Origin of the sequence: Enterobacter sp. CM29 (assembly GCF_013179605.1) — a bacterium.
In the GTDB taxonomy this organism is placed as follows: domain Bacteria; phylum Pseudomonadota; class Gammaproteobacteria; order Enterobacterales; family Enterobacteriaceae; genus Enterobacter; species Enterobacter intestinihominis.
This window is the reverse complement of the sequence record NZ_JABMCU010000074.1, coordinates 1-19,331: the sequence shown is the minus strand read 5'-3', so window position 1 is coordinate 19,331 and position 19,331 is coordinate 1. Positions and strand designations below refer to the sequence as shown.

Genomic DNA, 19,331 nt, shown 5'->3' with positions numbered 1-19,331 from the left:
GACCAGACGCTCAGACTGGCGAATAAGGGGCTGACGAGGGATGAAATAGCCGCAAATTTCGCCCTGCCCTACGGGCTGGCTAAATCCTGGGCAGGCCGTGGCTATTACGGCTCGGTAAGCAACAACGTCAAAGCCACCTATGTCTACTATCTTGGCTGGTTCGACGGCAATCCGGCGACGCTCGATGAACTGCCTCCGGTCGAGGCGGCGAAAAAGTATGTCGATTACATGGGCGGAGCCCGCGCAATCCTTGAAAAAGCCCGTGTCGATTATGCCCGGGGGAATTATCGCTGGGTGGCTCAGGTGGTCAGTAAAGTCGTTTTTGCCGATCCGAATAATAAGGCGGCGCGCGAACTGGAAGCCGATGCGTTTGAACAGCTGGGATACCATGCGGAGTCAGGGCCGTGGCGTAACGCCTACCTCACCGGTGCGCAAGAGTTGCGTAACGGCGTGAAGATAAAGCCGACGCCCAAAACCGCCAGCCCGGATGCGGTCCGTGCCATGTCGACTGAGATGATTTTTGACTACTTCGGCGTTCACCTTAACGGCGTCAGAGCGGCGAATGCCAGAGGCGTTTTTAACGTTGATTTAGGCCGCGAGGGCGGCAGGTATAAGCTGGAGCTGGAGAATGGCGTGCTAAACCACAGTGCCAATATCCAGGCAGAAGATCCGGATGCAACCATTACGCTCAGCCGCGAAACGCTGAACAAAATCATCCTTAAGGAGACCACGCTGAAAAAGGCGCAACAGGCAGGAGAGGTGACGATCGTCGGCAACGCCGCGAAGGTAGACGAAATGCTGCGCTGCATGGAGAGCTTCAGTTTCTGGTTTCCTGTCGTCACCCCTTAAATGTAAGAAAGGCTGCTTTCGCAGCCTTTTAGCATTCGCCAGCAACAATTTGCCGGGTGGCGGCTTCGCCATACCCGGCCTACACTCTGCGCTGCTTGAGCGCTAGATGACGCCGTCGCCGCCGTCTGAACACCAGACCTGCCCGGAGGTGTATGAACACTCATCCGAGGCCAGAGTGACATACAGCGGTGCGATCTCCACAGGCTGTCCCGGGCGTCCCAGAGGGGTACTCTCGCCAAAATGTTTCACTTTTTCCTGTGGCTGCCCCCCGCTGGGCTGGAGCACGGTCCAGTAAGGTCCGGGCGCTACCGCGTTCACGCGGATCCCTTTCGGACCCAGCTGTTTCGCCAGCGCTTTGGTAAATACCGCGAGACAGGCTTTGGTCTGCGCATAGTCAAGCAGTACGGCGCTCGGTTTTACCGCCTGTACAGATGAGGTGTTAATGATGGAAGCGGGAGCTTTCATGTGGCGCAACGCCGCCTTTGTGATCCAGAAAGGCGCATAGACGTTTGTTTTAAAGGTCGCGTCAAAATCTTCCGTGGTCAGTTCTTCCAGCGTCTCACGGTACTGCTGGCGGCCTGCGTTATTCACCAGGATGTCCAGCCCGCCCAGTTTTCCGATGGCCTGTTCCACCAGGTTCTGACAAAAAGTTTCGTCCCGCACATCGCCCGGTAGCGCGACGGCATTCCGTCCTTCCGCTTTAATCAGGGCGATCACTTCCGCAGCGTCTTCTTCCTCTTCCGGCAAATAGTTAATGGCGACATCTGCCCCTTCGCGGGCATAGGCAATGGCTACTGCGCGTCCGATGCCGGAATCGCCCCCGGTAATTAGCGCCTTCTTACCAGTAAGCCGGCCATGCCCTTTGTAGCTTGTCTCGCCGTGATCGGGAACAGGGTCCATTTCAGAGGCCAGGCCCGGTGGCGTCTGGGGCTGCTCCGGGAAAGGTGGCGTTGGGTAAGCGTTCGTACGTTGTTCATTATCACTCATAGCTAACTCCTTGTTAGGGGTGAGATTTGATGGATAGTTACAGCGTTAACGCTTCGCTGAATTATTTTTGCAAGTGGCTGACCCGCACTACGGGTGGGGATGATTTTTTATCGAGCGAGCCGCTAATACTGATCATGTTGTCAGGTTCCACGGTTCTGTCGTCAAATACGGCTTTCGGGATAATAACGTCGATTTTCCCGGTTTTATCCTGGAATACGTATTTATCGCCATTGCCATCAATAAGATTGCCGCGCAATGAAATAGAGGCGCCATCATGCATCTCTTTTGCCTGAGTAATGGTCATAATGCGCGCATCATCGGTACCACGATAACCACTGTCCAGGGCATGCGGCGGTGGCGGCGCTTCACCCTTTTGTAACCCGCCGTTATTATCTGCCCATGCGGAAGGGATAATTAATATTAACAAGGCTGAAATCACTGATAATTTCATCTGATATCCTTCATTTTGGATGTCTTGACTTATTAAGTATTGTTGCTATTCCTTTATGTGGCAAATGTGATAAGTCTTAAAAGCATTTGCGTAGAAAAATCAAAAATTTCGGCAATTAAGCGAAACGGTGACAAAAGCCATGGAACCAAAAAATGAAAAAGTGCCTGGGATAAAAGAGAGTTATCGTTTACTGACGTTTGAGTATGCATTTCGTCAGGTGGGTTTTATTGTTCTGTTAGGTATTATCGTGGCCGCGTTAGCCGGCCTGTTTTCCAGCGGTGCGGTTAGCGACGTGGAGAAAACAAACGAAGCAAAATCCCTGAACCTGAGCTATGAGCGCTTCGGCCGCCGCCAGACCGAATCGCGGATGACGCTGACGTTTCCGGTGACGTCTGAGGGTAAATATATTCTCAGCCTGACCAGCGAAAGCAGCGACGTATATGAGCCGGGCAGCGTCTGGCCGCAGCCGGACAGCATGTATAGCCGGGGGAACACCCTGATTCTCGTTTACGACAATCTGAAACAGAGCGATAAGTTCACCGTCCTGCTGTTCATCACGCCGACAAAAGCAGGGAAATGGACCAACAGCATCCGCGTAAACAACGGGCCAGATATCCGCTTCTGGCAGTTTATTTACCCCTAGGAGTCGAATATGGACATGGTTTTTCGTGCCCTGGCAATATACCTGTTTCTGGTGATCGTGTTTAAAGTCGCCGGACGGCGCGCCCTGCTGCAAATGACCAGCTTTGACCTTATTTTGCTCTTAATTATCAGTGAGGCGACACAGCAGGCGCTACTGGGCGAAGATTTTTCCGTCACCGGTGCGATGATTACAATAACAACGCTGGTGGTGGTGGATATTATTTTTGGCCTGATTAAAAAATATTCTTCTTCTGTTGAGAATGTTCTTGATGGCACCCCGGTGATATTGGTAGAGAATGGTATTCCCATTGCGGATAAACTGAAAAAAGTCGATGTATCCTGCGATGATATATTGGTTTCAGCACGCCAGAACCACGGCATAACGGAATTAAAGGATATTAAGTACGCGATCCTTGAGCGTAACGGCCATATTTCAATTATTCCTGAAGAAAATTAACTAAGGGGCACATCCATGAGCAACCTTATTCACGATAATAATACGACCATCAGCGAGCTGACGAAAAAGCTTGCCACGACGCTCACAGAAAGAGGACTGCGTCTAACCACGGCGGAGTCCTGCACCGGCGGTAATCTCGCGGTTGCGCTTTGTGCCGAAGAGAACACGGCGGAATTTTATGACGTTGGCATGGTGGTGTTCAGCGATGCGGCGAAGGAGAGGATCCTCGGCGTGCGGCACGAAACGATTGAGCGCTTCACCGCCGTCAGTGAACAAACGGTTACTGAGATGGCCGCTAAAATTCGCGATATTGCCGAGGCGGATATTGGTGTTGCCATCAGCGGCTATGCGGGACCGGAAGGCGGAGACGATGGCACGGCAGCCGGTACGGTCTGCTTCGGCTGGAATATTCGCGGACAGACGGAAACCCGCACCGTGCTGTTTTCCGGTGAATGTCAGGATGTGGTGGAAAAAGCGGTGCGTTATTCGCTGTCTGAACTGATCGAAATACTCTCCGGGTGGGATAACGTCTGAGACAAGGGGAAAGGCTATGGCTGTTATCGTTATTACCGGCGGTACGGCGGGCGTGGGGAAAGCCACGGCGCTGCACTTTGCTAAAGCGGGCTACGATGTAGGCATTATTGCCCGCGATGAGCAGAGCCTGCGCTCCACAGAAGAGGAGTTGCGCCGTTTCGGGATCAACGCGTGTGCCGTTCAGGCCGACGTGGCGGACAGCAAGGCGGTGACCGATGCTGCTAACGAAATTGAATACCGGCTTGGAGCCATCGATGTGTGGGTGAATAACGCCATGGGCGGGATGCTGGCGCCGTTTCGCACCATGTCCCCGGAGGAGTTTCGCCGCGTCACCGAGGTGACCTATCTGGGCTATGTTAACGGCACCCGCGCCGCGCTGGAGTTAATGACCCCTCGCGATCGTGGAACGATTATTCAGGTTGGCTCCGCGCTGGCCTACCGTTCCATTCCCTTGCAGTCAGCCTACTGTGGCGCGAAGGCCGCGATCCGCGGATTTACCGATGCCGTACGCACCGAGCTGATGCATGAAAACAGCCGGGTGCAGATCGCAATGGTACAGATGCCGGGCCTCAATACGCCGCAGTTCGAGTGGGCGAGGAATAAATTTGCCTGGGCGATGCGCCCGGTTCCTCCCGTGTTTCAGCCGGAAGTGGCTGCCAGCGCTATTTTTAAGGTGGCGCAGAAACCGGTGCGGGAGCTGTGGGTGGGCAGCAGCACTGTCCAGTCGATTGTCGGGCAGTTTCTTTTCCCCGGTTTTCTGGACCGGCTGATGGTTAAAAAGGCCTGGGAAGGGCAGATGACCGATACGCTAAATGCGGATGACCGTCAGGACTATCTGGATCAGCCGGTTAACGATCTGCATAAAATCCACGGGCATTTCACCGACGAAGCAAAAGAGCGCGCCACCAGCGTTACCTCCGGCATGCCGGGGAAAGTGCTGCTCGGCTCCCTCGCCGTCACGGGCGCGATCGTGGCGCGTCTGCTGCTCTCGCGGAGACGATAATCAGCGCAGTGCGGTACGATCGGTCCAGAACCAGCGGTAGCCATAGCTGCTGAGGTTAAGTGCGACGGTTTTGCCGCATACCAGCGCGTCGTCGTAGCGTTTGTCCGCCAGGCATGCGGTCCAGGTCGCATGCCGGATCCCTCTGGCGGTAAAATTAACGGGCTTATCGCTGAAATTAACGAAGGTCAGAATGCTGCGCGTGTCGGTTTCGTAATAGATCCCCAGTACCGCATCGTTGTCGATAGTAATAAGACGAAACGGCGCGACGCCGATCTCAGGAAACTCCGAGCGCGTATTGGCGATATCGATAATGCAGTGCAGGAGGGAGTTGCGGTGCAACAGCGAATCCGCCACGTTGATTTTTTGATAGCGGTACGGACCATGGTCAATCATTGGGGCGATAAAGGTTTCCGGGTCGGCATCTGAGAAACCGCCGCCCTGCGATCCGGCCCACTGCATCGGGGTGCGTACGGCGTAACGCTCCTCCAGATCTAAATCATCGCCCATTCCAATTTCATCCCCGTAGCGCATGACCGGTACGCCAGGCAGCGAAAACAAGACCGCATGGCAAAAGGCCAGCCGCTTTCGATCGCCCTTAAGCATCGGCGCCAGACGGCGGCGGATCCCTCGCTGATACACGCTCATCTCTTCATCAGGGGCGAAGGCATCAATGACGGTCTGCTTCGCTTTTTTGCCTATCCCTTCCAGATCCAGCTCATCATGATTGCGCAGCCAGTTGGCGAAGCAGCAGGAGTCCGGCGGCACAATCATCTTTTTCACCGCGTTGCGCAGCGGTCGTGCGCTCTTCTCTGCAAGGCTGACGTAAAAGTACTTATTGAGCCAGAAATTCAGCACCAGGTTGAGCCGGTCATTCTGACCAAAATAATCTTTGTAGGCGTCGACCTCCACGTCGACTTCGCCGAGCAGGATCGCGTCTGGATTACGCTGCTCGATAAGACGGCGCAGATGCTCCAGGATCCACAGGCCGCGTTTTTCATCTCCACGCCCGGCCTGTTTTGTCAGGTGCGACGCTGCATCCAGGCGAAAGCCCGACACCCCGAGCTTTAGCCAGAAGATGATGATGTTCTCAACCTCCTTCAGCACCGCCGGGGAGGCCAGATTGAGATCCGGCTCGTGGTGATAAAACATATGCCGGTAGTATTGCCCCGCTTCGTCGTCCCATGTCCAGACGCTCTTTTCCACGCCGGGGAACATCGGTGGCGTATCGTCCTCGTCCGTGTCAGACCAGAGATAATAGTCACGGTAGGGTGACTGCGGGTTGCGGCGGGCTTGCTGAAACCAGGGATGCGCATCCGAGGTGTGCTGGATCAGCAGCTCAATAATGACCTGCATCCCCAGCTCCCGCGCCTGTTCAATAAAGGCGATGATATCGTTGAGCTTGCCGAAGCGGGGATCGACCTGCAAATGGTCGCTCACGTCATAACCTTCATCGAGAAAAGGCGTGAGGTAAAACGGGGTGATCCAGATAACCGTCGCGCCCATCCGGCGGATGTAGCGCAGCTTCGCGGTGATTCCGGCGATGTCGCCACAGCCATCGCCGTTAAGATCGTAAAACAGGGCGGTATCAATCTGGTAAATAATGGCGCGTGTATGCCAGCCTGCCATAGCAATCCTTAATGATAACCTTCGGTATCAGACACTTTGCCCCGGAAGACGTAGTAGCTCCAGGCGGTATAAACCAGGATCACCGGGATGATTAACAGCGTACCAATCAGCATAAACAGCTGGCTGGCAGGCGGCGCGGCGGCTTCCCACAGGGTGATGTGTGGCGGAATAATGTGTGGCCACAGGCTGATGCCCAGGCCGCTAAAGCCGAGGAAGATCAGGCCCAGCGTTAACAGGAACGGACGGGCATGGCTGTCGGGATTGCGCGTCAGCCGCCAGATCCACAGGCTGAATACCGCGACCAGAACCGGAACTGGCAGGAACCAGAAGAAGTTAGGCAGTGTAAACCAGCGCTCGGCGACAAACTGCCAGCCGAGCGGGGTCCAGATACTCACCACCGCAATGACGGCGATCAGTGCCAGCAGCACGTGCCGGGTCAGCTCACGCATCCGGTTTTGCAGCGCGCCTTCGCTTTTCATGATCAGCCATGTGGTAGCCAGCAGGGTATAGGCGACAATCAAACCCAGCCCGCAGAACAGGTTAAACGGGGTTAACCAGTCCAGCGAGGAGCCCACAAAGCGTCGCCCTTCCACGTCAAAGCCGTTGATCATCGCGCCGACCACGATCCCCTGGCTGAAGGTTGCGAGCAGGGAGCCGCCTGCAAAGGAGTAGTCCCAGAATTTGCGGTGGGAAGGGGTCGCCTTAAAGCGAAACTCAAACGCCACGCCGCGGAATATGAGCCCGATCAGCATGGCCGTCAGCGGGATGGTCAGGGCATCGATAATCACCGCGTAGGCCAGCGGAAACGCGCCGAACAACCCTGCGCCGCCGAGAACCAGCCAGGTTTCATTTCCGTCCCAGACCGGTGCGACGCTGTTTACCATTACGTCGCGTTCTTTGGCATCGCCCACAAAGCTGAACAGCATGCCGATACCGAGATCGAAACCGTCCATGATGATGTACATCAGCGTGGCGAAGACAATAATGGCAAACCAGATGACCGGGATATCGACGCCCATCAGATCTTCTCCTCTTCCGGAACAGACTCGGCGGCGGACAGCGGACGGGCAGGGGTGCCCGATGTATTAGACGTTAGCGTGCCGACAGGCTGCGGCCCTTTCTTTATCAACCGGGCGAGATAAACATAACCCACGCCAAATACCGAACAGTAGACCACGATAAAGGCCAGCAGGCTGATGCTCATCTGCAACGTGCTGTGCAGAGACACCGCATCTATCGTGCGCAGATAGCCGTAGACGACCCACGGCTGGCGGCCCACTTCGGTGGTGACCCACCCGGCGAGCAGCGCAAGCAGTCCGGCTGGCCCCATGCACAGGGCAAACCAGTGGAATGGTCGCGAGTGATAGAGTCGGCGGCGATAGCGCAGCCAGACGCTCAGCACACCAAGCGTAATCATCAGCAGCCCCATGCCGACCATAATGCGGAAAGACCAGAAGACGATGAGCGAGTTCGGGCGGTCCTCTTTCGGGAAATCTTTCAGCGCCGGGACCTGTTTATCCAGGCTGTGCGTCAGGATCAGGCTGCCGAGCGCCGGAATTTCAAGCCCGTATTTGGTGCGCTCCTCCTCCATATCCGGTACGCCGAACAGCAGCAGCGGGGTAGCCTCGCCGGGCGGATTTTCCCAGTGGCCTTCAATCGCGGCGATTTTGGCAGGCTGATGCTCAAGCGTATTCAGGCCGTGCATATCCCCAACCACGGCCTGTATGGGCGCGACCAGCAGCGCCATCCACATGGCCATGGAGAACATTTTGCGAATAGCGGGCGTGTCGTTGCCGCGCAGCAGATGCCATGCCCCGGACGCGCCCACAAACAAGGCGCTGCACAGGAAGGCGGCGATGGACATATGGATCAGACGGTAAGGGAATGAGGGGTTAAAAATAATGGCCAGCCAGTCTTCGGGAATGACCTGACCATTCTGAATACTGAAGCCCTGCGGGGTATGCATCCAGCTGTTGGAGGCGAGGATCCAGAAGGTGGACATCAGCGTGCCCAGCGCTACCATGCAGGTGGCAAAGAAGTGCAGGCCGGGGCCGACCTTGTTCCAGCCGAACAACATCACGCCCAGGAAACCGGCTTCGAGGAAGAAGGCGGTTAAGACTTCATAAGTGAGCAGAGGGCCGGTTATGCTGCCTGCGAACTGGGAAAATCCGCTCCAGTTAGTCCCAAACTGATAAGCCATTACCAGCCCGGAAACCACGCCCATACCAAAGTTAACGGCGAAAATTTTCAGCCAGAAATGGTAAAGCGAGCGCCAGACATCATTTTTTGTGCGAAGCCACATGCCCTCGAGAACCACCAGATAGCTCGCAAGCCCGATGGTGATTGCCGGAAAGAGAATATGGAAAGAGACGGTAAAGGCGAACTGTATCCTGGCCAGATGAAACGCATCAAGCTCGAACATGCTCCGTACCTCTGGAACTGATAGCCCACAAGGCATTGCCAGACAGCCTCAGGCTGCCTGGCAAAACCGGTTACGGTTTTTTCTTACCCGCGCCAAGCTCGGCACCGGTAAGCGGATCGGCTTTAGGATCGGATTTCGTACGTGCGCACATTGCTTTGACCAGCGTAGCCTGCTCTGTTGTAAGCGTTACGCTTGCGCCGCCGTCACCGCCATCGACCGCTGGCTGAGGAGATTCCACGTAGTCGAAGTGCTTGTCGCTGTTCCAGCTTCCGCGAACTTCTCCCCCCTCAGACATATTGTAGTACTTGTTGGTGTACTCTTCGATTGGAGGCAATTTACCCGGTGGGAAGTTGTTACGGATCGACTGGAGCGCCTTCTCAAACGAAAGCTGGTGTGCTGCCTCACGCGTCATTAAAAACGCCAGCGCATCTTTAACACCTGGATCGTCCGTTACGTTAATAAGCCGTTCGTAGATAATTTTGGCGCGCGCCTCGGCCGCAATGTTAGAGCGCAGATCCGCGGTGGGTTCGCCAATGGTATCCACGTACGCCGCCGTCCACGGTACGCCTGCGGAGTTAGTGAGCGGAGTACCGCCCCCGTAGAGCAGGGAAGTGATATGACTGTCGTTGCCGTTTTCGGTCATGGACCGGTACAGCTCCGCTTCATTTTCAACGCCTTCCGCCAGTTCACCTTTCGCACCCTTATTAAGCATACCCACCAGGGTGCCGATAATTTCCAGGTGACTTAACTCCTCGGTCGCGATATCCATCAGCATATCTTTACGACCGGGATCGTCGTCGCTCAATCCTTGCGTAAAGTAACGACATGCCGCGGCAAGTTCGCCCTGTGGCCCGCCAAACTGCTCAAGCAGAAGATTAGCCAGACCCGGATTCGGTTCGGCTACGCGTACCGTGTATTGCAGCTGTTTTACGTGTCGAAACATAGTTTCTCCCTCTTCCGTTATTTTTTCGCTTCAACGCCGTCCGCGTCGGAGCGCAGCAGGAACTGTTCCGTCGTCTGTGGAATATGTTGAATCAGCCAGTCCGCCATCTGGCGCTCTTCTTCCAGAATGGATTCAATGGCTGGAATGGAGGCGGTATCGCCCGCTTGTTTGGCCGCGGCCAGCAGAGAGGTGTAGCAGGCAATTTCAAACTGCTCAAAAACGTAGCCGCTGATGGAGCCTTTAACAATTTCGTCGGAAGGGAACATGCCGCCAATGGACTGGCCGAGCGCCGCCATTTTGCTCATGGAATCTTTTATGACCGAACGGGAAATATCATTGCGGTCGAGAATTTCTTCCAGCACGGTAATTTGGTGTTTAGTTTCATTAACGTGTTGTTCAATTCGTGCACGTAAGTCGGGATAATTATCAATACGGCTGGCCATTGATTCCAGCATGGATTCGGCTTGCTTTTCCATCGCATGGGCATCGCGTAGCCAATCATGGTAGTGTTCTACATGATTCATAATTAACTCCTGTGATTTATTTTCTGGTTAATTGTTGGTGCTGATGCTCATCAAATTATTATTTATCCTTTCTGGGCTTTTTGATTAATATTGCCCACAGCCAGATCGGTTAATTTGAGATCGGTTTCTTTTTCTTCTTCCAGCGTTTCTGCAAGAAGTTTAACGGCTTTTTTATAGCCTAATTGTTCAGCCAGGGTGGCCAGGGTGCCGTAGCTGGCAATTTCGTAGTGCTCGACTTTCTGTGCGGCGGCAATTAATGCAGCATCACGCACTTCGTTTTTCTCAGTGCTCTCAATAACTTCGTTGGCTTCTTCAATTAAGCCTTCCATTGCAACGCATTTCATGCGCTTCAGCTTGAGGCCGGATTCCTGCTCAATAATCTGATCGATACGTTCGATCTGTCCCTGCGTCTCCTCAAGGTGAGCCGTGAACGCAGCGCTCAGCTTCTCGCTTGATGCGGCGCGGGCTAACTTGCTTAGCGCGCGGGTCAGCTGCTTCTCAGCGCTATAGGTATCGGATAACAGGTGAATAAATACATCTTCAACAGTTTTCATATTCATATATTCGCTCCAGTGAAATAAAGGGAAGGTACTGCGAGCCGACAGGCCCGCAGCATGCTCTCGGTATATTTATAAGAGCTTTAAATAAGATCAGGAGTTATCAGATTTACGGCCCCCGCCGTGACTGTTCTGTCCCCCTTTCTTACCCGCTTCAGATGCGCGTTGCGGATCGTTTTTGAAATTACCGCCGCTGTGCTGGCCGCCTTTACGTCCAGCTTCTGATGCTTTTTCACGGTCTTGCGCGAAATTACCGGAACCACCACGATGTTGCTCTGCCATATATCAACCCTCATGTTGCGTTTATGTCAGGTGATACGATAAGTAATTCGTATCAGTTGTCGTTCAGAAATTAACATTAGTCGTTATGTGAGAAGAGTCAAATTTCCTGTCTGGGTTGTTTTGCACCATTTCCAGAGATGCGGGGGAAATACCGCTTCGTTACGATTTTTGAAAATCGGAAGTAAATCCATTGCTTAGGGGGAAATAAATTGTGTCGTTAGGATTCCGCTTAGCTAATAATCTTAATGTGAACGCGGCGGAAATGATTACAAGAATTGACGTAGCGCAAAAATATATCTTACCGACCTGAGTATTTATAATCGGAATAGTCTTAAGCGAGAAGTAAAATAACGAGCCGAAACAGTGTATCCGATCGTCGTTTTTGACGTGGTCAGGCGGATCGGGTGAGGGTATGCTGCATTTGTCACCACAATAATTACAGAGGCAATGTCATGGATCAGGAGCTACTGGATGCAGGGTACCGGGCCTATACCGGTGAGAAAATCGATGTCTACTTCAACACAGGGATCTGCAAACACTCGGGCAACTGCGTACGCGGCAGCGCGGCGCTGTTCGACCTGAAGCGTAAACCCTGGATCGCACCGGATGAAGTGGATGCAGAAACTGTTGCGCGCGTAATTGATACCTGCCCGAGCGGTGCGCTGAAGTACCGCCTAAAATAAGTGAGGAACCATGGATATTCTTGAAGGCCATAACAAGTTTTATGTCAACGACGCCGAAGGCAATCAGGTTGCGGAGATCGTCTTTGTCCCGACCGGCGAGCATCTGAGCATCATCGAGCACACCGATGTGGATCCGAGCCTGAAAGGGCAGGGTGTGGGTAAGCAGCTGGTGGCGAAGGTGGTAGAGAAGATGCGCGGGGAGAACCGTAAAATTATCCCGCTGTGTCCGTTTGCGAAGCATGAGTTTGATAATACGCGGGAGTATGACGATATTCGGGCGTAAAACAGATGCCCGGCATTGCGCCGGGCAGCACACTCAACCGACAAACATCACCGACACACACAGCACACCCACAATCAGCGTCAGCAGGTTACCGATGGAGCGGTAGGGTTTTAACGACGGGATCAGGTACGTCGACAGCGTCGGCATGATGAACAGGATCATGGCGATAAGCGGACCGCTGATGGCGTAAATCATGGAGATCGCATTCGGGTTGATGCAGCAGACCGCAAAGGTAATCAGCGACACGCCGAGAATCGAAACCGCGCGGTTAAAGGCGCGACTTTTCTTCACCCCCACCTGATTCAGCGACGATTTCACAATTTCCGTTGCCCCTTCAATCACGCCAAAATAGGTGCCGAGGAACGATTTCGACATCGCTATAATTGCCACGATAATGCCGGAAATGCCCAGCCATGCCGGGGATGAAGGCATCATCGACAGCGCGGACAGGATCGTCACCCCTTCCTCTTTTGCCGCCACGATATAGGACGGTGGAATCGAAAGCAGGCAGCTGAACACAAAGAACAGCACGCTGAGGCAGATGATCAGGTACGCGACTTTCATGATTTTTTTGCATTTACCCATAGCCTCTTCACCGTATTTCTCGCGACGATCTACGGCGAAGGTCGAGATGATCGGGGTATGGCTAAAAGCGAAAACCATCACCGGGATCGATATCCACACCTGGTGCAGTGTATGCTGGTCGAAGGCCATCTGGCTGGTCAGCAGCGACGGCTGCCAGCTGCCCGTCAGATACAGCGAGACAAACAGGAAATAGGCGATCAGCGGAAAGACAAGGAAACCCATCACCTTAATGGTGATGTGCCGCCCCATCAGGAAGATCAGATTCAAAATCAGCACCACGCCAAAACTCACCAGCATCCGCACGCTGGTATCCACCGTCATCCGTTTCGCCAGCTGTTCAGTAAGTGAGTTGGTTATCGCCACCGCGTAAATCAGAACCACCACAAAGAAGGCCACGAAATAGAGCGTGGTGATGAGGTTGCCGATCTTTTTGCCGTAGTAATGGGAAACGGCACCGGTGATCCCTTCGTTGCCTTTCGTCTTCGACGACAGAATAAATTGCGCCAGCGCTTTATGCGGCCAGTAGGTTAAGGGATACGCCACAAGGGCGGTGATCAGCAGGACAATCGCGCCAGCAGAGCCGAGCTGAATGGGCAAGAACAGGGTTCCTGCGCCCACGGCAGTGCCGTAGAGGGCGAAACTCCAGAGAGTCTCTTCTTTTGACCAAATTTTCGACATTAGAGCAACGTATCAACTATAAAACGAACAAAAAGGAGTGCAATTTACCATAATTATGCGTTGAGGTCGCCGTTGCTTCGCAGGGGGTGGGCCGGAGCAGGTCTCCGGCCGGAAGGTTATTCGCTTGCCAGGGCGCGACGTTGCTGGCGGCGCTTGATAATTTTCTCCCGCAGGGCGTCATACGCCCAGTTGTAGAGCATGGTGTACGGCAGGAAGAACAGGAAGAAGCCAATCTCCAGCGTGAAGGCCTGGAGCAGCGTCACGCCCAGCACGGCGGCAACGATGGTTACGCCAATCACAATAAAGCCGCATTCAAAACCCAGCGCATGCAGGGCGCGCACTTTTGCCGTGCGCTTCACCCGCTGAACGGGCCAGAAACGGTCGAAGCCAAAGTTATAGATAATGTTCCAGAGCATTGCCGTGGTCGCCAGAATAATAGTGAGACCCCCCATTTCAACCACCGAGCGCTGCATTAGCCACGCGGCCGTAGGGGCGAGGATCGCCGTAGCAATACCTTCAAAACAGACGGCATGGAAGATCCGCTCCGGCAATTTACGTTGGAGTGCATCCTGATGTTGCATATTTACCTCATATAGACGCCAGTATGGGCGTTGATGCGGCCTATTCTTATCGCTTAAGGTGATATATAAAAGATGGTATCCATCGATAAAGTAGATACATCATGCGTTATTCTCCCGAAGCACTGACCGCGTTTGTTGAAACTGTCTCCGCAGGTTCGTTTTCAGCTGCGGCACGACGGCTGCGTAAAAGCCAGTCCACCATCAGCACCTCCATCGCCAACCTTGAAGCTGACCTTGGCTTTGAGCTGTTTGATCGCTCGGCGCGTCACCCGGTGTTAACCGCCCAGGGTGAACAGGTGCTGGGCTATGTCCAGTCAATCCTCGCCGCCAGCGCGCGCCTTGATGAGCTGGCCGTATCCTTAACGGCGCAAACGGAGGCGCGTTTTACCTTTGTTCTCTCCGATACGCTTAACCCGGCCGTGCTGGAAGAGATGATGAGCCAGTTCGACCAGCGTTTTCCGCACACCGAATTCGAGTGTCTGATTGGGGAAGAGGAGGACGTGATCGATCTGCTGCAAAAGGAGCGGGCGCAAATTGGCCTGACGGAAGCACGCGACAGCTACCCGACCGATATTGGCGCGACCCGTCTGCCTATGCAGACGCGGATGGCTATTTACGTTTCTGCCGGACATCCTCTGGCAGGGCAACATGAGACGCAGGCGGACGAGCTGCATGGCTGGCGCGAGCTGCGGCTGAGTACCTATCTTGAACGGGAAGCGCCCCTTGCGCGCGGGCCGGTCTGGTCTGCGCCGAACTACCTGCTGCTGCTGAGCATGGCGGTACAGGGCTTTGGCTGGTGCGCGTTACCCTGCGCGCTGGTCGACGAATTTGCCGCATCGAAATCGCTGGTGCAGCTGAACGTGCCGGGTTGGCCGAGGTCGATTGCCATCGATCTGGTATGGAACAAAAGAACCCCGCCCGGCGTCGCCGGAAGCTGGCTGCGCCAGTACTTGCAGGACGCACGATAATCCTGTGACTAAACTCACTAATTTTAAACATTTGCGTCAATTGTTGATAACAATCCTCTACTATCGTCATGTCATTTTGCACAGAGGTCGTGATGAAAGATGTCGTTATAGTGGGTGCGTTACGTACGGCTATCGGCTGTTTTCAGGGAGCGCTTGCGCGTCACTCTGCGGTTGATCTCGGCAGCGTGGTGGTAAGAGCGCTGGTGGAACGCAGCGGGGTTGCCGCACATGAAATTGATGAGGTGATCCTCGGCCAGGTGCTGACCGCTGGCGCGGGACAAAACCCTGCGCGCCAGGCGGCGCTGAAGGGCGGCCTGCCTAATACCGTTTCGGCGATTACCATCAACGACGTCTGTGGTTCAGGTTTGAAAGCGCTCCACCTTGCGACGCAGGCCATCCAGTGCGGTGAAGCGGACGTGGTCATTGCCGGCGGGCAGGAGAATATGAGCCGCGCCCCGCATGTCCTGACCGACAGCCGGACCGGCGCGCAGCTCGGGAACAGTCAGCTGCTTGACAGCCTGGTTCATGACGGGCTGTGGGACGCCTTCAACGACTACCATATGGGCGTAACGGCGGAAAACCTGGCGCGGGAATACGGCATCAGCCGCGAGCTTCAGGATGCGTATGCGCTTAGCTCGCAGCAAAAAGCGCGTGCAGCGATCGACTCCGGCCGTTTTCGCGATGAAATTGTCCCGGTCAGTACCCAACGCCAGAACGGCGAAGCGCTCATCGTTGATACCGACGAGCAGCCGCGCACCGATGCCAGCGCAGAAGGGCTGGCAAAACTCGATCCGGCCTTCGAAACGCTCGGTTCTGTAACGGCAGGTAACGCATCATCCATTAACGACGGTGCGGCGGCGGTGATGATGATGAGTGAAAGCAAAGCCCAGGAGCTGGCGCTGCCGGTACTGGCGCGCATCAAAGCGTTTGCCAGCGTGGGTGTTGATCCTGCGTTAATGGGGATCGCCCCGGTCTATGCCACGCGCCGCTGTCTTGAGCGGGCGGGCTGGCAGCTGAACGATGTAGATCTGATTGAAGTCAATGAAGCCTTTGCTGCACAGGCGATCTCGGTCGGGAAAATGCTGGAATGGGATCCGCTGCGGGTCAACGTCAACGGCGGTGCGATCGCGCTCGGTCATCCTATTGGCGCTTCCGGCTGCCGCATTCTGGTGTCGCTAGTCCACGAAATGAAAAAGCGTAACGCCCGAAAAGGGATCGCAACGCTCTGCATTGGCGGAGGGCAGGGGGTAGCCCTGGCTATCGAACGGTAATTTCCCCCTCTGCGCACAGAAAGCCTCCCTCGGGAGGTTTTTTTATGTCCGCAGAATCCTTTTTTAACACTTCTGCGTTCTTTCTTAAGCCCACAATAATTATTGCGCGGTGAATTATTCGCTTTGTGAAGTTCTTAGTGTGATCTCACGCCTGGAATTTATGCGTTATACGCCTTTTTTGTTGATGAGGTTCACGTCGATCTTTGCCAAAAAAAATGAAACAAATAATTTCGATCCTTGTCACTAAAATAACGGTGCATAAAAAATAAACTCAAGTTTCATAAAAACGAAACGTTATTTTAATTGAGGGTTTTTTCATGTTTAAGAAATCTCTGCTCCTTGCTTCCCTTATTAGTGCCTCTTTTGCGGCTAGCGCCGTTACCGTCGATCTGCGTCACGAATATATTGACAGCGGCTCGAATGCCGACCGTGTTGCCGTCTCGCACCGCTTTGATAATGGCTTCGGTTTTTCAGTCGAGGCGAAGTGGAAATCAGGCGGGGACAAGGCAGATCAGCCATTCGCGGATGTGGTGGGGAACGGTCACGAAGATCAGATTAGCTGGCGCTGGAAAGCGACAGACAATATCGCCCTGACGCCTGCGTTTACGATTGAAAGCACAGACAGTCGTACCATTTATAAACCGAATCTGCATGTGCAATATAGTTTCGATAATGGCTTCTACGTGGCCGCGCGTTACCGTTATGAATATACCCGCTACCCGTCAAGCTCAAATAAGGACGATGATAAAGTTAACCGTGGTGATGCGTGGGTCGGTTGGGTATTAGGTGACTGGCGTACCGAGCTGAACTATGTTTACGCGAAAAGCTCTGAAGGCGTGGCCCGAAATAACAATAAAGATTATTCCAATGAATATAACGCCAAGCTGGCCTACAAATGGGATAAAAACTGGGCACCGTATGTTGAGGTGGGCAACGTGGGGGTTAAAGACACTGACGAACGCCAGACCCGTTTCCGTTTAGGCGTGGCGTACTCCTTCTGATAATCCAGCTTCTTCGCTAAAAACCGCCGGGTGGCGCTTCGCTTACCCGGCCTACACTTTCCTTCCACTCCGTCGTTTCGTATGCCGGGTGGCCCTGCGCTTACCCGGCCTACACTTTCCTTCTACTCCGTCGTTTCGTATGCCGGATGGCGCTGCGCTTACCCGGCCTACACTTTCCTTCTACTCCGTCGTTTCGTATGCCGACTGGCCCTGCGCTTACCCGGCCTACACTTTCCTTCTACTCCGTCGTTTCGTATGCGGGATGACGATGCGCTTACCCGGCTACACTTTCTCTCCAATCAGTCGTTTCGTAGGCCGGGTAAGCGTTAGCGCCACCCGGCAAAAAGCGCCGCAATCACCCAAAAAAAAGCCCTCCGAATCGGAGGGCAAGGCCAGTTACAGAAACACTAACTCATTCAGGCATGCAACATTTCAGGTTGCTCGGGGAGTTTCGCGATATAGAGGGCTGGTTTGCCGTCTTTATCGGAACTGTACAGCACCGCTTTTTCGTCCGGCGTGAAGGACGGATGCGGGTGGGTTACCTGGCGGCTGTTCGCCACCGTAGCCCAGGAAGTGTCATGACGGGCAATGCGGTAATAGGCTTTCTTCGCCACGTCAAAGGCATACAGATAAGGATCGTTATCAATGGTGTAGCCGCCGGTGTCTTTCACATCGACAGGCGTGCCGGAACCGTCGCCAACCAGCATGGTGCCGTCAACATTGCTCATCAGGTGCGAACAGGCGGGCATGTTCATTACCGCTTCATTCACGCCGGTGTCCGGATTGAAGCGGGAGATGGTGCGCCCTTGCTGACCTTTCAGGTAAGAGACGTAGATCAGCGCGGACCCGTCCGGCACCCAAAATTCATGCGTGCAGCTTTCCCCTTCCGCGTGCGTTTTCACTTTCCGCACGTTGCTGCCATCTTCGTTGACCAGCCACATGCGGGCGTCAACCAGGTCGTGTGGCCCTTCATGACAGAAGGCCACGGTATTGTCATCGAACGGGCGATAAATCGGATGTCCCAGCCAGATCTTCTCGTCATGGATGGTGGTGCTTTCACCCGTTTTTAGATCAACGCGCAGCAGGCGGCAGTGCGGCCCTTTGTGGAAGAAGTCGTGGAAAATTTTCCAGTCGTTGAGTGGCGTCCAGTCACGTCTGGCAATCTCAATACCCACCAGTTTGGTGCAGTCGCTGTTCGCGACCCAGGTGCCGTAGCCAACCCACTCTTCCGGGACACGGTACACTTCGCGCTCTGCCAGCGTCTTTAAATCCACCTCAAGCAGGGTGCGATCGTTTTTCACATAGTAGAGGGATTGATCGTCCGGAGAGAGGAACCCGCCAAAGGTGTTATCGCCCGCGCCTTCAGTCAGCTGCACCGCTTCGGCGTTTTTCAGATCCAGCAGATAATAGTTCCAGTGACCGTCGAACTCCCCGGCGAACAGCAGGTGGCTGCCATCGTTAAAGAAGCACTTCTGGTAAAAGTAGTTGCGATGACAGGTTACTTCCGGTGGGGTCAGGCGGGTAACTTCCACGCCTGTATCCGGATCGCGGCTGACCTCGTAGTTCAGCTTGACCCGCATACCTTTAGCCATAATGCACTCCTTTGAACGCGTAATATAGGTTGAAAACTAGGTGTTAAATTATCAAAACATCGTTTCATTGTGTGTGACTGACAGCGCAAATTCTCAGTTTCTTTAACCAGATTGAGGGGCTTAAAGATTTATCGTGATCGAAACACCATTTCTGGCATAAACATACAGAAAAAATGAAACGTTGTTTTAAATGTAATTGAAAACCCCATGTACAGGGGATAATATGTGTTCATCACGAAAACGGAACATTGTTTCGTTATTCATCTTTGCCTTCGGGCACGATCAATTCTGGAGGTTTACGTGGACGTCAGACAAAGCATCCACAGTGCGCACGCAAAAACGCTGGATACTCAGGGGCTGCGCAGTGAGTTTTTAGTTGAGCAAGTGTTCGAAGCCGACAAGTACACCATGG

22 protein-coding genes and 1 pseudogene are annotated in these 19,331 nt (G+C 54.0%); 11 read left to right on the top strand and 12 right to left on the bottom strand.

What is annotated here, in order from left to right; all coding sequences use genetic code 11:
- On the top strand, positions 1-849 hold an 849-nt coding region (locus HP459_RS11370), incomplete at its 5' end, for an alkyl sulfatase dimerization domain-containing protein (protein WP_171936227.1).
- Between the two features lie 102 nt (positions 850-951).
- Here the strand turns inward: HP459_RS11370 and HP459_RS11365 are convergent.
- Together HP459_RS11365 and HP459_RS11360 are read right to left on the bottom strand one after the other, a co-directional pair.
- The gene (locus tag HP459_RS11365) at positions 952-1,836 is read right to left on the bottom strand and encodes an SDR family oxidoreductase (RefSeq protein ID WP_126315158.1); all 885 of its coding nucleotides are present in this window, start codon (positions 1,834-1,836) and stop codon (positions 952-954) included.
- Between the two features lie 61 nt (positions 1,837-1,897).
- Positions 1,898-2,287 carry a YdeI family stress tolerance OB fold protein gene (locus HP459_RS11360; RefSeq protein WP_022649271.1) on the bottom strand — a complete coding sequence of 130 codons (390 nt, stop codon included), beginning with the start codon at positions 2,285-2,287 and terminating at the stop codon, positions 1,898-1,900.
- 139 nt (positions 2,288-2,426) lie between these two features.
- On the opposite strand from HP459_RS11360, the gene HP459_RS11355 reads away from it, so the two are divergent.
- The 4 genes from HP459_RS11355 to HP459_RS11340 are packed head-to-tail and all read left to right on the top strand — an operon-like array spanning position 2,427 to position 4,923.
- Complete coding sequence (locus HP459_RS11355; RefSeq protein WP_171936226.1) at positions 2,427-2,930, top strand: hypothetical protein; 504 nt, start codon at positions 2,427-2,429, stop codon at positions 2,928-2,930.
- Between the two features lie 9 nt (positions 2,931-2,939).
- A complete protein-coding gene (locus HP459_RS11350; RefSeq protein ID WP_022649269.1) occupies positions 2,940-3,386 on the top strand; it encodes a DUF421 domain-containing protein in 447 nt (148 codons plus the stop codon).
- A 15-nt stretch (positions 3,387-3,401) separates the two neighbouring features.
- On the top strand, positions 3,402-3,920 hold the full coding sequence (locus HP459_RS11345; RefSeq protein WP_022649268.1) for a 2-oxo-tetronate isomerase: 519 nt from the start codon (positions 3,402-3,404) through the stop codon (positions 3,918-3,920).
- A gap of 16 nt (positions 3,921-3,936) precedes the next feature.
- Positions 3,937-4,923 carry an SDR family oxidoreductase gene (locus HP459_RS11340; RefSeq protein ID WP_023298529.1) on the top strand — a complete coding sequence of 329 codons (987 nt, stop codon included), beginning with the start codon at positions 3,937-3,939 and terminating at the stop codon, positions 4,921-4,923.
- Here HP459_RS11340 and HP459_RS11335 read toward each other — a convergent pair whose 3' ends face one another.
- From HP459_RS11335 to HP459_RS11305, 7 genes are all read right to left on the bottom strand, one after another.
- Complete coding sequence (locus HP459_RS11335; RefSeq protein WP_171936225.1) at positions 4,924-6,549, bottom strand: alpha-amylase family protein; 1,626 nt, start codon at positions 6,547-6,549, stop codon at positions 4,924-4,926. It abuts the gene before it with no gap.
- Positions 6,550-6,557: 8 nt separating this feature from the next.
- Complete coding sequence (cydB, locus tag HP459_RS11330; RefSeq protein ID WP_022649265.1) at positions 6,558-7,568, bottom strand: cytochrome d ubiquinol oxidase subunit II; 1,011 nt, start codon at positions 7,566-7,568, stop codon at positions 6,558-6,560.
- The gene (locus HP459_RS11325; RefSeq protein ID WP_003862857.1) at positions 7,568-8,971 is read right to left on the bottom strand and encodes a cytochrome ubiquinol oxidase subunit I; all 1,404 of its coding nucleotides are present in this window, start codon (positions 8,969-8,971) and stop codon (positions 7,568-7,570) included. Before HP459_RS11325 ends, cydB begins: the two co-directional genes overlap by 1 nt.
- 70 nt (positions 8,972-9,041) lie before the next feature.
- A complete protein-coding gene (locus tag HP459_RS11320; RefSeq protein WP_022649263.1) occupies positions 9,042-9,914 on the bottom strand; it encodes a manganese catalase family protein in 873 nt (290 codons plus the stop codon).
- A 17-nt stretch (positions 9,915-9,931) separates the two neighbouring features.
- Positions 9,932-10,438 (bottom strand): ferritin-like domain-containing protein, encoded by a 507-nt coding sequence (locus HP459_RS11315; RefSeq protein ID WP_038416640.1) that lies wholly within the window; start codon positions 10,436-10,438, stop codon positions 9,932-9,934.
- A 62-nt stretch (positions 10,439-10,500) separates the two neighbouring features.
- Complete coding sequence (locus HP459_RS11310) at positions 10,501-10,998, bottom strand: ferritin-like domain-containing protein (RefSeq protein WP_003862851.1); 498 nt, start codon at positions 10,996-10,998, stop codon at positions 10,501-10,503.
- A 90-nt stretch (positions 10,999-11,088) separates the two neighbouring features.
- Positions 11,089-11,277, bottom strand: a complete 189-nt coding sequence (locus tag HP459_RS11305; protein WP_022649261.1) for a general stress protein — start codon at positions 11,275-11,277, stop codon at positions 11,089-11,091.
- Positions 11,278-11,729: 452 nt separating this feature from the next.
- On the opposite strand from HP459_RS11305, the gene yjdI reads away from it, so the two are divergent.
- Both yjdI and HP459_RS11295 read left to right on the top strand, forming a co-directional pair.
- Positions 11,730-11,960, top strand: coding sequence for a 4Fe-4S mono-cluster protein YjdI (gene yjdI, locus HP459_RS11300; RefSeq protein WP_022649260.1), 231 nt, complete (start codon positions 11,730-11,732; stop codon positions 11,958-11,960).
- 10 nt (positions 11,961-11,970) lie between these two features.
- Positions 11,971-12,243 carry a GNAT family N-acetyltransferase gene (locus tag HP459_RS11295; RefSeq protein WP_006811846.1) on the top strand — a complete coding sequence of 91 codons (273 nt, stop codon included), beginning with the start codon at positions 11,971-11,973 and terminating at the stop codon, positions 12,241-12,243.
- A gap of 33 nt (positions 12,244-12,276) precedes the next feature.
- Here HP459_RS11295 and HP459_RS11290 read toward each other — a convergent pair whose 3' ends face one another.
- Positions 12,277-13,506, bottom strand: coding sequence for an amino acid permease (locus HP459_RS11290; RefSeq protein WP_022649259.1), 1,230 nt, complete (start codon positions 13,504-13,506; stop codon positions 12,277-12,279).
- A gap of 116 nt (positions 13,507-13,622) precedes the next feature.
- Positions 13,623-14,087: a multidrug/biocide efflux PACE transporter gene (locus tag HP459_RS11285; protein WP_171936224.1), complete on the bottom strand. Its 465-nt coding sequence runs from the start codon at positions 14,085-14,087 to the stop codon at positions 13,623-13,625.
- Between the two features lie 101 nt (positions 14,088-14,188).
- Here HP459_RS11285 and HP459_RS11280 point away from each other — a divergent pair, with 101 nt between their 5' ends.
- The 3 genes from HP459_RS11280 (at position 14,189) to HP459_RS11270 (ending at position 17,327) form a co-directional block, all read left to right on the top strand.
- Entirely contained in the window at positions 14,189-15,055 is an 867-nt protein-coding gene (locus HP459_RS11280) for a LysR family transcriptional regulator (RefSeq protein WP_165716049.1), read from the top strand.
- 92 nt (positions 15,056-15,147) lie between these two features.
- Complete coding sequence (locus HP459_RS11275) at positions 15,148-16,326, top strand: acetyl-CoA C-acetyltransferase (RefSeq protein ID WP_022649256.1); 1,179 nt, start codon at positions 15,148-15,150, stop codon at positions 16,324-16,326.
- Between the two features lie 317 nt (positions 16,327-16,643).
- Entirely contained in the window at positions 16,644-17,327 is a 684-nt protein-coding gene (locus HP459_RS11270; protein ID WP_003862842.1) for an oligogalacturonate-specific porin KdgM family protein, read from the top strand.
- Between the two features lie 416 nt (positions 17,328-17,743).
- Here the strand turns inward: HP459_RS11270 and HP459_RS11265 are convergent, their stop codons facing one another.
- A complete protein-coding gene (locus HP459_RS11265) occupies positions 17,744-18,919 on the bottom strand; it encodes an oligogalacturonate lyase family protein (protein ID WP_022649254.1) in 1,176 nt (391 codons plus the stop codon).
- A 300-nt stretch (positions 18,920-19,219) separates the two neighbouring features.
- Between HP459_RS11265 and HP459_RS11260 the strand changes: the two are divergent.
- Positions 19,220-19,331: pseudogene (locus tag HP459_RS11260) on the top strand (5-dehydro-4-deoxy-D-glucuronate isomerase); the annotation flags it as partial.